This is a genomic window from Pseudomonas sp. AC239 (assembly GCF_979258545.1).
The window spans coordinates 4259632-4279197 of record NZ_OZ409864.1 but is presented as its reverse complement, the minus strand read 5'-3'; the positions used below and the strand labels follow the sequence as shown (position 1 = coordinate 4279197).

Below are 19566 nucleotides of genomic sequence, written 5' to 3'. Positions count from 1 at the left end.
GTTACCTCATCACCGCGGCTTCGCCAACTCCATGATCATCCGCGACAACAGATAAATCCGCGGCGCCACGCTCGCCACTTCGGCGTATTCCTCGGGCGTGTGAATATTGCCGCCAACGATCCCGAAGCCATCCAGCGTCGGCGTCCCAACGCCTGCAGACAGACTCGCATCCGCCGCGCCACCACTGCCCTCCTCGGTCAGCTTGCGGCCAATCTCGCCGTAAATTCCCTGGGCCATGGCCATCAGGCGATCCGACTCGGCCGTTTGTGGCATCGGCGGTAAACCGCGCTGCAAGGACGTTTTCACTTCGGTATCGGCGATCAACTTTTCCTGCGAGACCCGCGCCAGATCCTTCTCGATGCGATCAAATTCCTCCGGCACTGCCGCGCGCACATCCGCCTTGGCCGTGGCCTGATCCGGAATCACGTTGGTGCGATCGCCGGCCTTGAGCACGGTGAAGTTGATGGTGGTCTTCTTCGCCTCGTCGCCGAGCTTGCCCAGTTGCAGAATCTGGTGCGCCGCTTCCATCGCCGCGTTCCGTCCCAACTCTGGCGCGACGCCGGCGTGAGCGGCTTTGCCTTTGACTTCGACCAGCGCCGTCGCACTGCCCTTGCGCCACACCACCAGGCCATCGGCCGGGCGGCCCGGTTCGAGGTTGAGGGTCACGTCGTGCTGTTTGGCGGTTTTCTTGATCAGGTCGGTAGCAACGTCCGAGCCGGTTTCTTCGCTGGCGTCGAGCAGGAAGGTGATCTGCGCATAGTCTTTGAAATCGAGGTTCTTCAGCACTTTCAGCGCGTAGATACCGGCGACGATGCCGCCCTTGTCGTCCATCACCCCCGGCCCGTAGGCACGGCCGTCCTTGATGTGGAATGGTCGCTCGGCAGCCGAGCCTTCCTTGAACACCGTGTCCATGTGCGCCATCAGCAGGATTTTTGCCTTGCCGGTGCCTTTGAGCGTGGCCAGCACGTGGTTGGATTTTTCCGGCGTGTTGGGTACCAGTTCGATGGTTGCGCCGAGTTTTTTCAGCTCATCGATGGCAATGTCGCTGACCTGTTTCAGGCCCGGTTCATAACCGGAACCGGAGTCGATATTGACCAGTCGCTCCAGTAACTTCAGGGCTTCGGGCTGGTACTGCTCGGCATCGGCGAGCACTTGTTTATGCGGTTCGGCGAAAGCGTTTACGGCCGAGAGCGCGAGGGACAGACCGAGGCTGGCGGCCAGCAGAGAGCGGGGAAATGAGAACGTCATGAAGCAGTCCTTGTTTCGTGTCGGAGGGATTCAACCGTAACCGACATTGGCGCAAGGCTCTATAGCGGATGCGACACTGATCTAACCGACAACACATACCCCGGTGGGAGCGAGCCTGCTCGCGAAGGCGTCGTGGCAAACGATATTGATACCGACTGACCCAGCGCTTTCGCGAGCAGGCTCGCTCCCACAGGCATCAGCAACCCTCGTCAGACCGAATCCAGCACCACCTGCCTCGGCTTGTTGTCGCTATTGCAGATCACCCGATTGCGCCCACTGGCCTTGGCTTCGTACAACGCCTGATCGGCCTCATCCAGCCAACGCGTGGCGTCGGCATGGCCAGGGTCATACGCGGCCAGGCCAATGCTCAGACTGACCTTCAACGCCGGGTTCTGCTCGTAGCCCATCACCGCGAAACGCTCGCGCAAGGCTTCCATGGCCTGAGCGGCGTTGAACAGCGGCAGTTCCGGCAGGATCACGCAGAACTCATCCCCGCCGTAACGCCCGGCCACATCGGTGGCGCGCAGATTCTGTTTGAGCAGTTTGCTCAACTGGCGCAGGACAATATCGCCGGCGACGTGGCCGTAGGTGTCGTTGATCGCCTTGAAGTGATCGATGTCGATCAAGGCAATTGCCGCGCCCTGCTGCTGGCGGTTGCAGCGCTGGAACGCGAGGTTCAGTTGATCCTTCCACGCGCCGTGATTGAGCAGACCGGTGAGGCTGTCGGTACGACTCAAAGCCAATAATTCACGCTTGTGCCGACCGAGGGTCGAGGCCTGACGAAAGCAGATCCAGCCCAGCGCCAGCGGATACAGCAACAGCAATGGCAAACAGGCGTAAAGCTGCAGCGCCGTTGTTTGCGGGATAAACGCCGGGGCAAACACCACCAGGCCCACGCCCATTCCGAAAAGCTGCGCCGCCGACCCCGCGAGCAGAAACCGCGCACCGCCAATGGCGACGTTGTTCATTGCCATCATCGAAATCGTGGTAGCACTGGGCAGCGGATTGAACTGCATGGCGGCGACCCAGAAGCCACCCATGAACGCGTCGATCAGCAAATTGCGGTGTTCGGCGCGAAACGGCACGCTCGAACGGCGCGCCCATTGAAAGGCCAGATGTGGCCAGACCAGGCCGTTGAACAGCATCAGACCCCACACCCACAGCGGCGGATCGAGCGCATGCATCGCCACACTGACACACATCAGCCCGAGCAGCAGCCCGAACACCCGCGACGTATACAGCCTCCTGGCCAGTGAAAGTCCCTTTCCTCGCGTATTTCCCATAAGGGCCTCGACCGCGCGATGCATGGTTACACCCAGACACGGTGTGTTCGGAGTCTATCAGGGCACCGTTAAATAGCCATCACCGGCCAGCGGCCTGAATAGAGCGCCATCAGCGCCGCACACGCGGCCCAGACTTGGCTATAAATGAAAGAGGGGAAATGGAAAAACAACTACAAAAAGGGGGCACATGCATACCTACGCTGTGTTGATCATTGGCAGCGGTTTCGGCGGCCAGTGCGCGGCGGTCAACCTGCTCCAGGCCGGGATCGACGACTTTCGCATTCTCGAGCGACGCGACTTCTTCGGCGGCACGTGGTGTCAGAACACCTATCCCGGTGCAGCCGTGGACGTGCCGTCGCCGCTGTATTCGCTGTCATTTGCGCCCTACCGCTGGACGCAGATGTTCGCCGAACAGGCAGAATTGCAGCGCTATACCGAACAGGTAATCGAGCAGTTCGGTTTGCGCGAACGCGTAGAACTGGGGGCCGATGTCGAGCGCGTCGAATGGGACGATGCGGAAAAGCATTGGTTGGTGCACACCCGTGCCAAAGGTACTTTCCGAACCCAATTCCTCATCAACGCGTCCGGGCCGTTGAGTCAGCCGGTCATCCCACACTTTCCAGGGATGGATCGCTTTCAAGGCAAGACTTTTCACACAAATAATTGGGATCACAGCTACGACTATCGCGGTAAACGCGTGGCGATCGTCGGCAGTGGTGCCAGCGCCGCGCAGGTGATCCCGGCGATTGCGCCACAAGTCGAACACCTGCATGTGTTCCAGCGCACGCCGCATTGGGTGCTGCCCCGAGCCGATCGCAAATTCGGCCGTTTCCAGCGCTGGCTGCTCGGCTTGAAGCCGGCTTACAAGCTGCTGCGCTGGCTGATCTACTGGCAATTCGAAACCCGGGTGATCGCTTTCAAATACTCGAAACCGGCGATTCACCTGGTTCAGCAACATGCGCTGCGTTTTCTCAAACGCCAGGTTCCAGATCCGCTGCTGCGACAGAAACTCACCCCGGATTTCACCATCGGCTGCAAACGGGTGCTGGTGTCCAGCACGTATTATCCGGCGCTGAGCCGCGCCAACGTCACACTGCACAGCCGCGAGCATGGCATCGCTTCGATCGATGAAAGCGGGATCAACACCGTGGACGGCGAGCATCTCGATGTTGATCTGATCGTCTGGTCAACCGGTTACGACGCCACCGATGGGGTGATTTCCTACCCGGTCAGCGGCAAAAACGCGGTACAACTCAGAGATGTCTGGGCCGAATACCCGCGCGCCTACCTCGGCACCAGCCTGCCGGATTTCCCCAACCTGTTCATTGTCACCGGGCCGAACACCGGCATTGGCCACACCTCGGCGCTGTTCATCATCGAATCGCAGATGAACTACATCCTTGACTGCATCCGCACCGTACGGGCCAAAGGCCTGCGCAGCATCGAAGTGCGCCGTGACGCAGAACGTACCTACACTGCAATGATCCACCGGGAAATGCAGCGCACGGTGTGGAAGTCCGGCGGCTGTCACAGTTGGTACCAGAGCAAGAGCGGTCATGTGATCGCCATGTTTCCCGGCTTCAGTTTCAGCTATCACCTGCTGACCCGGGCGCTGAAACCGGCCGACCATATTTTGTCCTGAACACGTAAAAGGAAGACGTCGATGCTTTTGCTGTTTGTCGCACTTGCGGTTTTCGTGGCCTGGAGCTGGTTGAGTTACCCGGCGGTCGGCCATTGGCTGTACAACCTGGCCATGGCCAGCGAGGCCAGGTTGTACAAACTGCACAAGATCGAAGTGCCGATCGCCGAAATGACCGTGTCGACCTGGCAAGGCGGGCCGTACGAGGCGTCCAGCGCGATCCTGATGCTGCACGGCTTCAGCGCCGACAAAAACCTCTGGCTGCGCTGCGCCCGGCACTTCGTCCGTCAGTATCGGGTGATCATTCCGGATCTGGCCGGCCACGGTGAGACTGGCTTCAAGGCTGGCGGCGGTTACGACATTGCGGTTCAGGCCAAACGCATGATTCAACTGCTCGATGTCTGCGGCGTGGAGAAAGTCCATGTCATCGGCAATTCCATGGGCGGCTATATCGCCGCGTGGCTGGCGGCGACCTATCCCGAGCGCATCGCCTCGCTGGCCTTGATCGACCCGGCCGGCGTCACCGCACCGGAGCCGAGCGACATGGAGCGCCACCTGGCGCGCGGGCACAATCCGTTCCTGATCAATTCCCGCGAAGAGTTTCAGCGCTTCTACGCGATGACCATGGAGTCGCCGCCATGGGTGCCGAAACCGGTGCTCGACGCCGTCGCCCAGCGCTATGAGCAACAACGTGACGAGCTTGAAGAAATCTTCCGTGACTTCCGCGCCAGCCCGCCGATGGAGCCGAAACTGGCCGAGATCAAATGCCCGGCATTGTTGTTGTGGGGGCGCAAGGATCGTCTGATCGACGTCAGCAGCGTGCCGGTGTGGAGCAAAGGCATCGCCAATCTCGAAGTGGATGTGTGGGATCACGTCGGGCATATGCCGATGGTCGAACAGCCGGGAAATACCGCGCGGCTGTACGGGGAATTTCTGGAACGACAGCGATGAACATGGATATTCGCAACGCCCCAAGTGGCGCAACTGATCGTTCCCATGCTCTGCGTGGGAATGCCTCAGGGGACGCTCTGCGTCCAGTGACGCAGAGCGTCACGGGCTACATTCCCACGCAGAGCGTGGGAACGATCAGCGGAGACAGAAGGTTGGCTTTCCCATGAACATCCTTTACGACGAACGCCTCGACGGCCCGTTGCCCGAGGTGAACAAGGGCGAATTGCTCAAGGCCCTGCAACAAGCCCTGCCGGACCTGGACATCCTCTGGCGCGAGGATGAACTCAAACCCTACGAATGCGACGGCCTCTCCGCCTACCGCACCACGCCGATGCTGGTCGCCCTGCCCCGGCGTCTGGAGCAAGTGCAAACCCTGCTGAAACTCTGCCATCAGAACAACGTGCCCGTGGTCCCGCGGGGTGCCGGCACAGGATTGTCCGGCGGCGCCCTGCCTTTGGAAAAAGGTCTGATGCTGGTCATGGCGCGGTTCAACAACATCCTGCACATCGACCCCGCTGCACGTATCGCGCGGGTTCAACCGGGGGTGCGCAATCTCGCCATATCTCAAGCGGCGGCCCCGTTCGGCTTGTATTACGCGCCCGATCCGTCGTCGCAAATCGCCTGTTCGATCGGCGGCAACGTCGCGGAAAACGCTGGTGGCGTGCATTGCCTCAAGTACGGCCTGACCGTGCACAACGTGCTGAAAATCGAAGTGCTGACCATCGAGGGTGAACGCCTGACGCTGGGCTCCGAGGCGCTCGATTCAGCCGGTTTTGACCTGCTCGCCTTGTTCACCGGCTCCGAAGGCCTGCTGGGGATCATCACCGAAGTCACGGTGAAATTATTACCCAAACCGCAAGTCGCCAAGGTCCTGCTCGGCAGTTTCGATTCAGTGGAAAAGGCCGGCCGTGCGGTTGCCGAAATCATCGCAGCAGGGATCATTCCGGGTGGTCTGGAAATGATGGACAACCTCGCCATCCGCGCCGCCGAAGACTTCATCCACGCCGGTTACCCAGTCGACGCCGAGGCGATTCTGCTGTGCGAACTCGACGGCGTCGAAGCCGACGTGCACGACGATTGCCAGCGCGTACGGGAAGTGATGACAGCGGCCGGCGCCAGCGAGGTGCGCCAGGCCCAGGACGAAGCCGAGCGCGTGCGTTTCTGGGCCGGGCGCAAAAACGCGTTTCCGGCGATTGGTCGGTTGTCGCCGGATTATTACTGCATGGACGGCACCATCCCGCGCCGCGACTTGCCCGCTGTGCTGCAAGGTATCGCTAGCCTCGGCGAGGAATATGGCTTGCGCGTGGCCAACGTGTTCCATGCCGGCGACGGCAACATGCATCCGCTGATCCTGTTCGATGCCAACCAGCCGGGGGAGCTGCATCGCGCCGAGGCACTGGGCGGCAAGATCCTCGAACTGTGCGTGAAAGTCGGCGGCAGCATCACCGGCGAGCACGGGGTCGGCCGCGAAAAAATCAATCAGATGTGCGCGCAGTTCAACAGCGACGAGTTACTGCTGTTTCATGCGGTGAAAGCCGCGTTCGATCCGCAGGGCCTGCTCAATCCCGGCAAGAACATTCCGACCCTGCATCGCTGCGCCGAATTCGGCGCGATGCACATTCACGCCGGGCAACTGCCCTTCCCCGAGCTGGAGCGATTCTGATGGCTGATTTCGATGCCGCCAACGCCCTGCTCGATCAGGTCAACGCCGCGCGGGCCAATGCCACGCCGCTGAAGATTCAGGGCGGCAACAGCAAGGCGTTTCTCTGTCGCGAGGTGGCCGGCGAAGTGCTCGACACCCGTGCTCATCGCGGCATCGTTCAATACGATCCGACCGAACTGGTGGTCACCGCACGTGCCGGCACGCCGTTGTCCGAGCTGCTTGCGGCGCTGGATGAGGCCGGGCAAATGTTGCCCTGCGAACCGCCGTCCTTCGCCGACAGCGCCACGGTCGGCGGCATGGTCGCCACGGGACTGTCCGGACCACGCCGGCCGTGGTCCGGCTCGGTACGCGACTTCGTTCTCGGCACGCGGGTGATCACCGGCCTCGGTCAGCATCTGCGCTTCGGTGGCGAAGTGATGAAAAACGTCGCCGGTTATGACCTGTCGCGGCTGATGGCCGGCAGTTTCGGCTGCCTGGGCGTGCTCACGGAAGTATCGCTGAAAGTCCTGCCGAAACCACGCCAGTGCCTGAGCATTCGCCTCGATATCGACTGCGCTCGGGCATTGAGCAAACTTGCCGAATGGGGCCAGCAACCGCTGCCGATCAGCGCCGCGTGTCACGATGGGCAGAGTTTGTATCTGCGCCTGGAGGGCGGCGAAGGTTCGGTAACGGCGGCGCATCAACGCCTCGGTGGTGAGCCGTTGGACTCGGTTTTCTGGCGCGACCTCAACGAACAACGCCTGAGTTTTTTCGACGAAGGCTTGCCGCTGTGGCGCCTGTCATTGCCGAACAATCTCGGCCCGCTCGATCTGCGTGGCGAGCAACTGATCGATTGGGCCGGCGCGCAACGCTGGGTAAAATCCGAAAGCTCTGAGATTCACGCACTCGCCCTTTCCTTGGGCGGCCATGCAACGTGCTTTACCCACGGTGCCACCGATTCACCGTTTCAACCCTTGGCGCCAACCCTGCTGCGCTACCACCGGCAACTCAAGGCGCAACTCGACCCGCAAGGGCTGTTCAACCCCGGGCGAATGTACGCGGAGGTCTAGCCATGCAAACCACCCTCAGCGAGCAATTGCGGCAATTGCCCCGCGCTGGCGAAGCGGAAAAGATCCTGCGCACCTGCGTGCATTGCGGCTTCTGCAACGCGACATGCCCGACGTATCAATTGCTCGGCGATGAGCTCGACGGGCCGCGCGGGCGCATTTATCTGATCAAGCAAGTGCTCGAAGGCGCACCGGCCACCGAACAGACGCAACTGCATCTGGATCGTTGCCTGTCGTGTCGCAACTGCGAAACCACCTGCCCGTCCGGCGTCGATTATCACAACCTGCTCGACATCGGCCGCGCGGTGGTCGACAGCGCGGTGCCGCGCCCGGCCGCCCAGCGCTTGCTGCGCGAAGGCTTGCGCGCGTTGGCGCCCAATCCCGGGTTGTTCAAAGGCTTGCTGCGCATAGGCGCGACCTTTCGGCCACTGCTGCCGCGCCTGCTGGAAAGCAAACTGCCGCAACGCTTGGCTGTTATGGGGGCGCGCCCTGCTCCTCGGCATGCGCGCCGAGTGTTGTTGCTCGAAGGTTGCGTGCAACCGGGCCTGTCGCCGAACACCAATGACGCGACGGCGCGGGTGCTCGATCGTCTGGGCATCAGCGTCACCCCGGTGAGCGAGGCCGGTTGCTGCGGCGCCCTCGACTATCACCTCGACGCTCAGGCCAAAGGTCTCGACCGCGCTCGGCAGAACATCGACGCCTGGTGGCCTCATTTGCAGAACGGCGCCGAAGTCATCGTGCAGACGGCCAGCGGTTGTGGCGCGTTCATCAAGGATTACGGGCATTTGCTCGCTGGCGATCCGGACTATGCCGATAAGGCCCGGCAGATCAGCGAAATGACAAGGGACCTGGTCCAGGTCATCGCACAGGAACCGCTGGAACAAGTATGCGCCGCCAGCGAACGACGCATCGCCGTGCATTGCCCGTGCACGTTGCAGCACGCGCTGAAACTCGGCGGCGCAGTGGAAGCAGTGCTGACTCGACTTGGCTTCAACCTCACGCAGGTACCGGATGGCCATTTGTGCTGCGGCTCGGCGGGCACTTACTCGCTGACCCAACCGGTGCTGGCGCGGCAACTGCGTGACCAACGACTTAACGCCTTGGAAAGTGGTCGCCCTGAGTTGATCGTCACCTCCAATGTGGGCTGTCAGAGCCATCTGGCGAGCGCCGGGCGCACGCCGGTCAGGCACTGGATCGAACTGGTGGATCAGTCATTGGCAGAATGAAGTCCGTAGGATTCTTCGTTTGCCCGCGTGGGCGAAGGCTGCGATCTTTTCCAGTATCCATTTCGTCACCGTGGCAGGAATTTTTTCCATGACCGTGCAGCCGTTCGTCAACCCCGACCTGATCCGCCAACGCTTCTCTCGAGCGATGTCCGACATGTACAGAGAAGAGGTGCCGCTGTACGGCGCGCTGATGAAACTGGTGGAGAAAACCAATCGCGAAGTGCTGGCGCGTCAGCCTGACATTGCCGGCCAGCTCAATCGCACCGGCGAAATCGAGCGGCTGGAAATGGAACGCCACGGCGCCATCCGCGTCGGCACCGCGAGCGAACTGGCCACCCTCGCCCGCTTGTTCGCGGTGATGGGCATGCAACCGGTGGGTTATTACGACCTGACTCCGGCGGGCGTACCGGTGCATTCAACGGCGTTTCGCGCGGTGCATGAAGAGGCGCTGCAGGTCAGCCCATTTCGCGTGTTCACCTCGTTGCTGCGCCTGGAGCTGATTGAAGACGCTGAACTGCGTTCGTTTGCCGAGTCAGTGTTGGCCCGTCGTTCGATCTTTACTGACTCCGCGTTGCGGCTGATTGATCAGGCGGAAACGGCAGGCGGACTGAATGACGCCGAAGCCGCGGAATTCGTCCGACAGGCCCTGGAGACCTTTCGCTGGCACCACAGCGCCACGGTCACCGCAGCGCAATATCAGAAACTCAGTGCTCAGCACCGTTTGATCGCCGACGTCGTTGCCTTCAAAGGTCCGCATATCAATCACCTTACGCCGCGCACGCTGGACATCGACACCGTGCAGCAACAGATGCTCGCCCATGGCATCACACCGAAAGCGGTGATCGAAGGCCCACCGCGCCGCAACTGCCCGATCCTGCTGCGCCAGACCAGCTTCAAAGCGCTGGAAGAGCCGATCGCCTTCACCGATCAGCCCGAAACCTGTGGCAGCCACAGCGCGCGGTTCGGCGAAATTGAACAACGCGGCGCAGCTCTGACACCCAAGGGTCGCGCGCTGTATGACCGTTTATTGAACGCCGCTCGCGATGAACTCGGCGACTTTCCCAATGAAGCCAATGCCGCACGCTACAACGCGCTGATGACTCAGCACTTTGCCGAATTTCCTGACAGCGTCGAGGGCATGCGCGAACAAGGGCTGGCGTACTTTCGTTATTTTGCTACGGAAAAGGGCATCGCGGCGCACGGACTTGGCGAATCGTCACTGGAGGATTTATTGCGCGAAGGCTATGTGAAAGCGGAGCCGCTGGTGTACGAAGATTTCCTACCGGTGAGCGCAGCGGGGATTTTTCAGTCGAACCTGGGGGATGCCGCACAGGCGCATTACGGCGAGCACTCCAATCGACAGGCTTTCGAACAGGCGCTGGGGCGTTCGACTATTGATGAGCTGGGCTTGTATGCCGAGACGCAACGGCGGTCGATTGAGGAATGTGCCGAAACTTTGGGTATCAAGCTGACCTGACGTTTTCCCTTGTAGGAGTGAGCCTGCTCGCGATAGCGGAGTGTCAGTCACCCCATGCTCTGCCTGACCCGCCGCCTTCGCGAGCAAGCCCGCTCCCACACATTCCGGGGTGGGTTCAATATTGCGGGCAAACCACAGATCCCTTGCAGGAGTCAGCTTGCTCGCGAAAGCGGTGTGTCAGTCACCCATGCTTTGCCTGAACAGACGCCTTCGCGAGCAAGCTCGCTCCCACAGGTGTTGTGGTGGGCTCAAGATTGCGGCTAGCCAAATCCCCTGTGGGAGCGAGCCTGCTCGCGAAGCAACCACCTCGGTCCCGGCAAATACCCAACTGCGCAAGAAGTTGCGCAGTAGGTCGTAATATTTCAGGGCCTAAATCCTCTGCAGTTCAAGCGGCGCAAGGCCTGCAGCCAAGTGCGCAAGAAGTTGCGCAGTACTGCGCAACTTCTTGCGACTTTCTCCCGACTTTCCCGCTGAAAATCGCCCCGAGTGATCATCGACTACCGTGACGCCCCCGCCACCCGGGCTCCGCGCAAAACCTGGCACGCTCCTTGATAACCCTCAGCCACCCACCGGGCGATTTCGCCTCCGGGCACCCTCAATTTATCCGCAAGGAGAGCACCCCATGGCAACACCAGCGTACATGTCGGTTACCGGCGAAAAACAAGGCCTGATCACTGCCGGCGCGTTCACCGCCGACTCCGTTGGCAACACTTACCAGGAAGGCCACGAAGACCAGGTCATGGTTCAGGCTTTCACCCACGACGTGATCATCCCGCGTGACCCGCAATCCGGTCAGCCAACCGGTCAGCGCGTGCACAAGCCAGTTGTGATCACCAAGGTCTACGACAAGGCTTCGCCACTGCTGCAAGCAGCACTGACTTCCGGCGAGCGCATGAGCGAAATCGTTATCCAGTGGTACCGCACTTCGGCCCAAGGCACCCAAGAGCACTACTACACCACCAAACTGGAAGACGCGATCATCGTCGCCATCAACAACAAAATGCACAACTGCCAGGATCCAGGCAACGCGCACTTCACCCACCTGGAAGAAGTGCAGTTCACCTACCGCAAAATCACCTGGACCCACGAAGTATCCGGTACTTCGGGTTCCGATGACTGGCGTGCTCCAGTCGTTTAATTACGGCTGACCGTTACACGCATCGGCCAGCTCTGCTGGTCGATGTTGTTTACGCCCCTCCAGAATTTCGCGTACGTTGAGCCGCTTTTTTTTGCGGCCGTCGACGAGCGCCGCTGTACAGCACGAGGAACAAGGGATGTTCGCGCCGGCCAATGAAACCCACTTTGCCCTGACCATCGAAGGGCTTTCCGCTGATTTTCAGGTATTCACCCTGCAAGGCCGGGAAGCCATCAGCCAGCCTTTTGTCTTTGAGGTGGAGCTGGTCAGTGAGCAGCCGTCGCTGGACCTTGAAACCCTGCTGCACAAACCGGCCTTTCTGCAGCTGTCGCCTGACGGCAGCGGCATCCATGGGCAGATCTACCGCGCCGCGCAAGGCGATTCCGGCAAGCGTCTGACGCGTTATTCGGTGACGCTGCGCCCACAACTGGCGTATCTGGCGCACCGCATCAACCAGCGCATCTTCCAGAACCTCAGCGTGCCGAAAATCATCGGCCAGGTGCTGGAAGAGCACGGCATCCAAAGCAACGCCTACGAATTCAAGACCGGCTCGATCTATCCCGAACGCATCTACTGCGTGCAATACGACGAGTCGGATCTGCATTTCATCCAGCGCCTGTGCGAAGAAGAAGGCATTCACTTCCACTTCCAGCACAGCGCCAACGCGCACAAGCTCGTTTTCGGCGACGACCAGACGGTGTTCCCGAAACTGGCCCCAGTGCCCTATCAGCAAGACTCCGGCATGGTCGCCAGCAACCCGGTGATCAAGCGTTTCGACCTGCGCTTGGAAACCCGCACCAGCCGCACCACCCGCCGCGATTACGATTTCGAAAAACCGCGTCTGACCCTGGAAAGCGAAAACCGTGGCGACGCCCTGCCCGACCTCGAAGACTACGATTACCCGGGCCGTTTCATCGACCGCGAGCGCGGCAAGCACTTGGCCAAACGCGCCCTCGAACGTCATCGCAGCGACTTCCAATTGGCCGAAGGCAAGAGTGATCAGCCACTGCTGGTCAGCGGCCATTTCCTCGCCCTGACCGAACACCCGAAAGCCAAGTGGAACGACCTCTGGCTGCTCACCGAAGTCCTGCATGAAGGCAAGCAGCCGCAAGTGCTCGAGGAGTCGGTGACCAGCGACACCACGGCATTGAAAGACGATTTCCATCAGGGTTATCGCAACCGCTTCCAGGCCACGCCGTGGGACGTACCCAATCGCCCGCCGCTGCGCCACCCGAAACCACGCATCCTCGGCAGCCAGAGCGCGGTGGTTACCGGCCCGAAAGGCGAAGAAATCCACTGCGACGAATACGGCCGGGTCAAAGTCCAGTTCCACTGGGACCGCGAAGGCCAGGCCGACGACAAGACCAGTTGCTGGCTGCGCGCCTCCAGCGCCTGGGCCGGCGCCCAGTACGGCGGCATCGCCATCCCGCGCATCGGCATGGAAGTGCTGGTCACGTTCCTTGAAGGCGACCCCGATCAACCGCTGATCAGCGGCTGCCTGTACCACAAGGAAAACACCGTCCCCTATCCACTGCCGGCAAACAAGACCCGCAGCACCTTCAAGACCCTGAGTTCGATGGGCGGTGGCGGCTACAACGAACTGCGCATCGAAGACAAAAAAGGTCAGGAACAAATTTACCTGCACGCCCAGCGCGACTGGGACGAAAACATCGAGCACGACCAGAAAATCCGCGTCGGCAACGAACGCCACGACACCGTCGAGCAAAACAGCTACAGCGAATTCAAGGCCGAAGAACACCACACCGTCTACGCCGACCGCAAAGTCGAAACCCGCGCCAACGACCACCTCACCGTCGGCGTCAACCAGCACATCAAGATCGGCACCGGCCAGTTCATCGACGCAGGCCAGGAAATCCACCTGAGCAGCGGCATGAAAGTGGTCATGGAAGCCGGCGCCGAACTCACGCTGGTCGGCGGTGGCAGCTTTATCAAGATCGACGCCGCCGGCGTGACCCTGAGCGGGCCGGTGATCAACATGAATTCCGGTGGTAGCCCTGGCGTTGGTACGGGCGCCGCGCCATTGATGCCCGGCGTGTTGAAACAGGCGGATGCAGATAAGGCTGGGCAGGTAGTGAAACCTTCGCTCGGTTCGTTCAAAGCTCAATCGAAGGCGGGCGTCTTGCTGCCCACTCCATCATGTCATCTGGATGCGAGCGGTCATTGCCCGATCCACCAACCCGGTGCGTCGGCATGATTAAGTCCATCGAATCGCCGTTCAAACAGTCCACGACGACAGGCGCGATGTGTCTGATTCTGGACAGAAGCTTTGATGCGGATCTGCTCAGTCACTTGTTCCAGAGTGACGAACAGTACCGCCCCAGCTGCCTTCCACTGTTCACCAATACCCCCTACGCAGACTTGCAACCAGCAGGCCCATACGTCGTCCTGTATCCGGAGAGGCAAACCGTTGCTCCCTACGTCAGCACTTTGCTGGAGCAGTCTGATGCAGGTTGCGTCGCCTGGTTAAGCGGCTCCGCTTTGCTGGATCAGGGCGTGGAACACTGGCGGAGCTTGTTGACCGTGCGCACCGACGAAGAACCGCAACAGATGATGCGTTTCTTCGATCCGCGCTGGCTCGAACCGTTGCTGCTTGCACTCGACGAGACCGAAAGAGCGCAGTTCATGGGGCCGTTCAGCGCGCTGGCATGGCGTAACGAGATTGGCTGGCGCTTCTACGCAAAACCTCCTCACACCCCGCCGACAGCCAAGCAGCCACCGGCATGGCTATACGTGGGCGAAGAACGTCAGGCATTGATCGAACAGGGCCGGCTCAGAGTCATCGCCACGCGCTTCGCGGACGATTACCGCGAGGTTCTGCCGACGGATGACCGCGTCGAGTTCGTTCATCGCCAGTTACTGGCCGCAAAAGATACGGGATACGAGCAAATGGCCGATCAGGAGCGCTGGCTTCGCGTAGCGATCCAGCGTGGCGACCGATTCTGGAAGCAGCCGCCCGCCACCGAGTTGCTCGCGCGTGACGACATAGCGCTCGGCGACAAGCTGACTCAACTGGAAAGCCTGTGAATCACAAGGACGATGAGCAATGAGCACCACCTACACCGTTAAGAGCGGCGACACTCTTGGCAGCATTGCCGCCGCCAACAAATGCTCCGTGGCCGATCTACGAGCGCTGAATCCGATCATCACCGACCCCAACCACATCAAGCCTGGATGGGCGCTGCAATTGCCGGCAGCCAAGGTTTTGCCGCCGCCGAAACACGCCGAGAACAAGAGCACCACAGCCGTCAAAGGCGCAGTCGAATGCCAGGATGAACTGGTCGACGTCATCCACATCACCGGCGACGATCACTTTTACGTGCTGACGGAAAAAGAATCGAAAGAGCTGCAGAAGCAATCCGACCTCGTCAAAAAACTCATGGACGAGCTGCACCAGAATCTCGCCAAGGCGACCGAAGCCAGGCTGTGCGCCAAGACCAAAGATCCGCAAGCCAATTGCACCTGCACGCGCTGCGTCAAGGATGCCTGGAACGCCAAGGCTGAAGAAGCCGGGCTGCTGCAGCGCTCGCCTCCGGTTGTGGCAAAACCGAAAGCTGTCATCGAGCGCAAGGAAGACCTGCAAGGCCAATTGGCGACGGTGCAGAAGGCCCGCGATTGGTATCAGCGTTACACGCCCCAGCCGGCTTTTGAAGGCAGCTATCTGGAAACCAACTGGGAGGGCTTGCGCGCTAAAAAAGTCGCTGAACTGAACGCCGAGATTCAATCGCTGCGCACCCGCATCGCCGCGCAAGGCAAAGCCGAAGCTGGCGACAGCTCTACGAGTGCCAGCGGTGCAGCTCCGGATCTCAAGCACGGCAAAGGCAAAGGCACCGAAACGCAAAAAGGCAAGCAGGTCAAAACCGGCATCACCGTCGTCGAGTACATCTCCTTCAGCGATCCGACCCGACGCCACTACATTCCGGTACGCACGCGAGAAGAATTCACTTGGCGGGTCAAAGTGCCAACCACGGTGATGCGTGGCAAACCGCTGGATAAAAATCTGGCCAAGGATTTGCTCAAGGACATTCGCACTGCTGTCAGCGATGGCCGCAAGACCAGCCCGCTGGGCAGCCTCGAGGCCAAGTTCACCTCTTGGACGAGCAAGGACGACAACCTGCTCAACGCCCTGCATAAAGAATGCTCGTGGACATCCAACGAAGCCGACTCGGCCAAATACGCCGTATCGGCCGAAGCCCACGCCTTTCGCTTTGCCGCCACGGCCAGCGCCGGGATCAACAGCTGGGAGCCCGGCAAAGGCAACGTCGAAGTCGGCGTCAAAGCCAGCGCCGCCATCTCGCTGGCTGAAGGCTCGATAGCGCTGAAGAGTTACTTTCCGGATCAGGGCGGTTACGTGGTGCGCATGCCGTACCGCAACGCCGAAGGCAAAGAAGTCGTCAGCGACATCGGCATCTTCCGCCTCGACGGCAAGGTCGAGCTGTCGTGTTTCGCTGGCGCGACGGCCCAAGGCCAAGCTGGCGTCAAAGCCCAATACAAACCCAAGGAAGTAGAAGCCTCCGGGGCAACAGCCCTGCTAAGCCCGCCCGACATGGCCGTCGACAAGAAACGCGGCGGCAGCCTGGGATTGAAAGGCAACGCCTTTGCCGGCGTACAAGGCGGCGGCACCGTCACCGGCACGTTGAAGTGGCTTGATTCGACCAAACAAGGGGTCGGCAAGATCGTCGCAGGACAGGCGAATGACAGCGGCAGCACAGACTGGTCGAGCCTGGTGGAGATCAAGGCTGAAGGGAACGCGGCGCTGGGTATTGGGGCTAGTTTTGATTTTGGGATTGAGATCACCAATAACCGTTTAGCAATAAATTGCAAAGCGAGTCTGGTTTTCGGACCTGGCGCAGGAGGTGGTTTCGGTACAGCAGTCGACCTCGAGAAGATCGGTGACCTGATCTACGTCTTCTGCAATGCTCTATCAAAGGCAGATTTTCATTACCAGCTAGCAGTAACTAAAGAAGCTTTTCAATACATGGCGGCAGGCCTGTTTAAAATCGCAACAAACCCAGGACAGTCTGTGAGTGAGGCATTTGAAGGTGGATTCATCAAGATGTCGTTGTGGTGGAAAAGGCGCGAAGCCACAAAACAAGAGGCCCAACGCCTTGCCAAATATTTACTGACTAATCAATCGATTAACATCAACAAAAAAATAATACCCTTGCAGATGCTACCACCCGAGACAATTGGCCCCATGCTTCACTTATTAACTGAAAGTTTTGTAGAGTCATGGGCTGAGGTTCAAGAAAAAGCAATCGTCCTTCTTCTTTCGCATTTGCGCAGCTGGAAGCATTTCACTGAAGTATTGGAACACTGCTCTAAGGATGGCAGCAAAGTTAACGCCATGGACAGCCTGAACCGCTTAAACTCTTTACTAGATGGCGCAGAGCAACAACAATTTAACCGTTTCATCGGAACATTGGCGGTTAATATTGATTCAGCGACGCAAGTTTATGGAACAATTGCATGGATGCCCGGTTTAGCTTGGCGCAAAGAGCGAACTCTTATGGCAGCTAGGCGTAGTAACCATTTCGACGGTCTGGCTTGAACAAAGGCGCCTATAGCGCCTTTGTCCTTTATTATCATCTAAGCGGTTCGCCCGTTTGGACCGCACAACGAAATCCAGTTCCAGGATAGTAGGCGTCCTGGTCTGGATTATCGGGCCAGCGCCGTACAATCGGTGCAGCTGATAAAGGCGCCTCAGGATAATTGGAACCCCGTCTTACTTTTTGTGTTCCGGTATTTGGCCCTTGCGGATCATCAACGGGAGATTTTTTATAATAATCTCTGTCATACCAATCATTTACCCAGTCCGTCGCATTCCCGGACAAGTTAAAAATACCCAGAGGGGTTGGTGGAAATCGATCCACCGCAAATGTCCCATCTTCCCCTTCAAAGGGAAAGTTTTTACCAAAATTCAGACTCCCGTTGCTCGTCGGAAAAAGAATATGCAATCCGCGATTGCGCGCAGCGAACTCCCACTGGGCTTCAGTCGGAAGATCTACTGGGTAACCACTCAAATCGCCAACCCACTTACAAAAATCCTTCGCCTCCTGCCAGTGCTTCGTCGGCGCTGGCAGCTTGGGAGTGTACATGCTCTTTAAATCCGCTCTCTCGCGATATTCGGCGTCGAACAGTTCCCTGCCTTGCGTAGAAAAAAATACATCGAATTCGCCAATAGTCGTTTGATACTTAGAAATATAATACGAACTCAATTTAACCGGATGCACAAAGTCATCGTTACCGTCACGGCTGATATTACAAAGCTGCTCCGGCTCCTGCCCGCAAGGCCAGGTACAAACCTCTTTTTCATCGTATTCACAAATCCAGCCAAAATCGCCCATATCAAACTGGCCACCTTCGACAAAGACCATGTTGTCAATCGACTGGACTACGGTATTGAGAACCTTGTCACGAAGCTCGGTCGAGAGATCAGGGTATTTCGTTTCCACGGTCGCTGCGATGGAGGCCACTTTTTCGGGCGACAAGGTTTTGCTAGCCGGCAGCGGACCTGATTCAGCTTCACAGCCGACCAAGAGCATCAAGGCAGGAAGGGCAAGCACAAACTGACGTAACACAGGCTATATCCTTATAAGGTGCGTCTGAAGGACAAACATACCATCGCCCGGCAAGACTACAAAATAACAAGTCCTTCAGTGTGCTCACCGCGTGCCTAAACGATGCTCCTCGACATTAAACGAGGCCAAGGCAATGCCTTCCGCTTGCCGCTGCCGTCCGCGCCGGATCAATGGCTGGGAACCCGGTAGGACAATGTCAAAATGAACATTGAGCAGTGGCGCCAGTGGCACCTTCGCAAAACCAGACTCAAAGTTTTCCAGCAGTTTGTACGGAGCATCGGAAGCCAGTGCCAGGATAGTAGGCATCTTGCTGCGGATTATCAGGCCAGCGTCGGACAACGGAAGCAGCGGACATGGGGCCTTCAGGATAATACGAACCACGTTTGACCTTGTAGATTCCAGTTTCTGGCCCTTTTGGATTCTCCGCTGGAGAGTGTCGATAATAATCTTCGCCGTACCAATCGTTAACCCAATCAGTGGCATTTCCTGCCAATCCAAAAACTCCCAACGGATTGGGAGGAAATCGATCGATTGGAAAAGTTTGTCCCCCTCCTTCATTCGGGTAGTTCTTTCCAAAATCCAAACTACCCGTATCGGTAGGAAAAAGAATATGTTTGCCGTCATTTCTAGCCACGAATTCCCACTGCGCTTCTGTAGGTAAATCTATAGGATACCCGCTGAGCTCAGCCAACCATACGCAGTAATCCTTCGCTTCTTGCCAACTTTTGGTAAAAGCAGGCAAGTCCGGTTGATAGCGAAACTTTAAATCCTCTCTTTTGCGCTTTTCGGAGTCGAAAAGCGGCAGCCCTTTGGCGTTAAAAAATAGATCAAACTCTTTCAATGACACTTGATACTTTGAAAAATAAAAACCGCTCAACTTAACGAAATGAACGAAATCATCATTACCATCGCTGCTAATATTACAAAGCTGCTCCGGCTCCTGCCCGCAAGGCCAGGTACAAACATCTTTTTCATCGTATTCACAAATCCAGCCAAAATCGCCCATATCAAACTGGCCACCTTCGACAAAGACCATGTTGTCAATCGACTGGACTACGGTATTGAGAACCTTGTCACGAAGCTCGGTCGAGAGATCAGGGTATTTCGTTTCCACGGTCGCGGCGATGGAGGCCACTTTTTCGGGCGACAAGGTTTTGCTAGCCGGCAGCGGACCCGATTCAGCCTCACAGCCGACCAAGAGCATCAAGGCAGGAAGGGCAAGCACAAACTGACGTGACACGGGCAATATCCTTATAGAGGTGCGGCAAAGGTCAAATATACCGTTGCGTGCCGAGACTA

14 protein-coding genes are annotated in these 19566 nt (G+C 58.7%); 10 read left to right on the top strand and 4 right to left on the bottom strand.

From position 1 onward, the window contains the following. Nucleotides 1–9: 9 nt before the first annotated feature. Nucleotides 10–1248 carry a M20/M25/M40 family metallo-hydrolase gene (locus ACZ0AZ_RS19545; protein WP_130000173.1) on the bottom strand — a complete coding sequence of 413 codons (1239 nt, stop codon included), beginning with the start codon at nucleotides 1246–1248 and terminating at the stop codon, nucleotides 10–12. A 209-nt stretch (nucleotides 1249–1457) separates the two neighbouring features. Beyond that, nucleotides 1458–2531, bottom strand: a complete 1074-nt coding sequence (locus ACZ0AZ_RS19540; RefSeq protein WP_039762303.1) for a diguanylate cyclase — start codon at nucleotides 2529–2531, stop codon at nucleotides 1458–1460. A 187-nt stretch (nucleotides 2532–2718) separates the two neighbouring features. Here ACZ0AZ_RS19540 and ACZ0AZ_RS19535 point away from each other — a divergent pair, with 187 nt between their 5' ends. From ACZ0AZ_RS19535 to ACZ0AZ_RS19490, 10 genes are all read left to right on the top strand, one after another. After that, nucleotides 2719–4173: a flavin-containing monooxygenase gene (locus ACZ0AZ_RS19535; protein WP_463537943.1), complete on the top strand. Its 1455-nt coding sequence runs from the start codon at nucleotides 2719–2721 to the stop codon at nucleotides 4171–4173. A gap of 21 nt (nucleotides 4174–4194) precedes the next feature. Then, complete coding sequence (locus tag ACZ0AZ_RS19530) at nucleotides 4195–5121, top strand: alpha/beta fold hydrolase (protein WP_039762300.1); 927 nt, start codon at nucleotides 4195–4197, stop codon at nucleotides 5119–5121. A 163-nt stretch (nucleotides 5122–5284) separates the two neighbouring features. After that, nucleotides 5285–6784, top strand: coding sequence for a glycolate oxidase subunit GlcD (gene glcD, locus ACZ0AZ_RS19525; protein WP_130000170.1), 1500 nt, complete (start codon nucleotides 5285–5287; stop codon nucleotides 6782–6784). Continuing rightward, nucleotides 6784–7833 carry a glycolate oxidase subunit GlcE gene (glcE, locus tag ACZ0AZ_RS19520; RefSeq protein WP_463537942.1) on the top strand — a complete coding sequence of 350 codons (1050 nt, stop codon included), beginning with the start codon at nucleotides 6784–6786 and terminating at the stop codon, nucleotides 7831–7833. Before glcD ends, glcE begins: the two co-directional genes overlap by 1 nt. 2 nt (nucleotides 7834–7835) lie before the next feature. Continuing rightward, entirely contained in the window at nucleotides 7836–9056 is a 1221-nt protein-coding gene (gene glcF, locus ACZ0AZ_RS19515; protein ID WP_463537941.1) for a glycolate oxidase subunit GlcF, read from the top strand. An 88-nt stretch (nucleotides 9057–9144) separates the two neighbouring features. After that, nucleotides 9145–10533: a 2-oxoadipate dioxygenase/decarboxylase HglS gene (gene hglS, locus ACZ0AZ_RS19510; protein ID WP_463537940.1), complete on the top strand. Its 1389-nt coding sequence runs from the start codon at nucleotides 9145–9147 to the stop codon at nucleotides 10531–10533. A gap of 622 nt (nucleotides 10534–11155) precedes the next feature. After that, nucleotides 11156–11671 carry an Hcp family type VI secretion system effector gene (locus tag ACZ0AZ_RS19505; RefSeq protein WP_007949952.1) on the top strand — a complete coding sequence of 172 codons (516 nt, stop codon included), beginning with the start codon at nucleotides 11156–11158 and terminating at the stop codon, nucleotides 11669–11671. A 136-nt stretch (nucleotides 11672–11807) separates the two neighbouring features. Beyond that, complete coding sequence (locus ACZ0AZ_RS19500; RefSeq protein WP_463537939.1) at nucleotides 11808–13883, top strand: type VI secretion system Vgr family protein; 2076 nt, start codon at nucleotides 11808–11810, stop codon at nucleotides 13881–13883. Then, a complete protein-coding gene (locus ACZ0AZ_RS19495; protein WP_463537938.1) occupies nucleotides 13880–14713 on the top strand; it encodes a DUF4123 domain-containing protein in 834 nt (277 codons plus the stop codon). The genes ACZ0AZ_RS19500 and ACZ0AZ_RS19495 overlap by 4 nt, the downstream gene beginning before the upstream one ends. Nucleotides 14714–14732: 19 nt before the next feature. Further along, a complete protein-coding gene (locus ACZ0AZ_RS19490) occupies nucleotides 14733–17237 on the top strand; it encodes a LysM peptidoglycan-binding domain-containing protein (protein WP_129999074.1) in 2505 nt (834 codons plus the stop codon). A 34-nt stretch (nucleotides 17238–17271) separates the two neighbouring features. Here the strand turns inward: ACZ0AZ_RS19490 and ACZ0AZ_RS19485 are convergent, their stop codons facing one another. Next, complete coding sequence (locus ACZ0AZ_RS19485; protein WP_240783215.1) at nucleotides 17272–18267, bottom strand: formylglycine-generating enzyme family protein; 996 nt, start codon at nucleotides 18265–18267, stop codon at nucleotides 17272–17274. A 247-nt stretch (nucleotides 18268–18514) separates the two neighbouring features. After that, a complete protein-coding gene (locus ACZ0AZ_RS19480) occupies nucleotides 18515–19507 on the bottom strand; it encodes a formylglycine-generating enzyme family protein (protein WP_463537937.1) in 993 nt (330 codons plus the stop codon). Nucleotides 19508–19566: the final 59 nt, after the last annotated feature.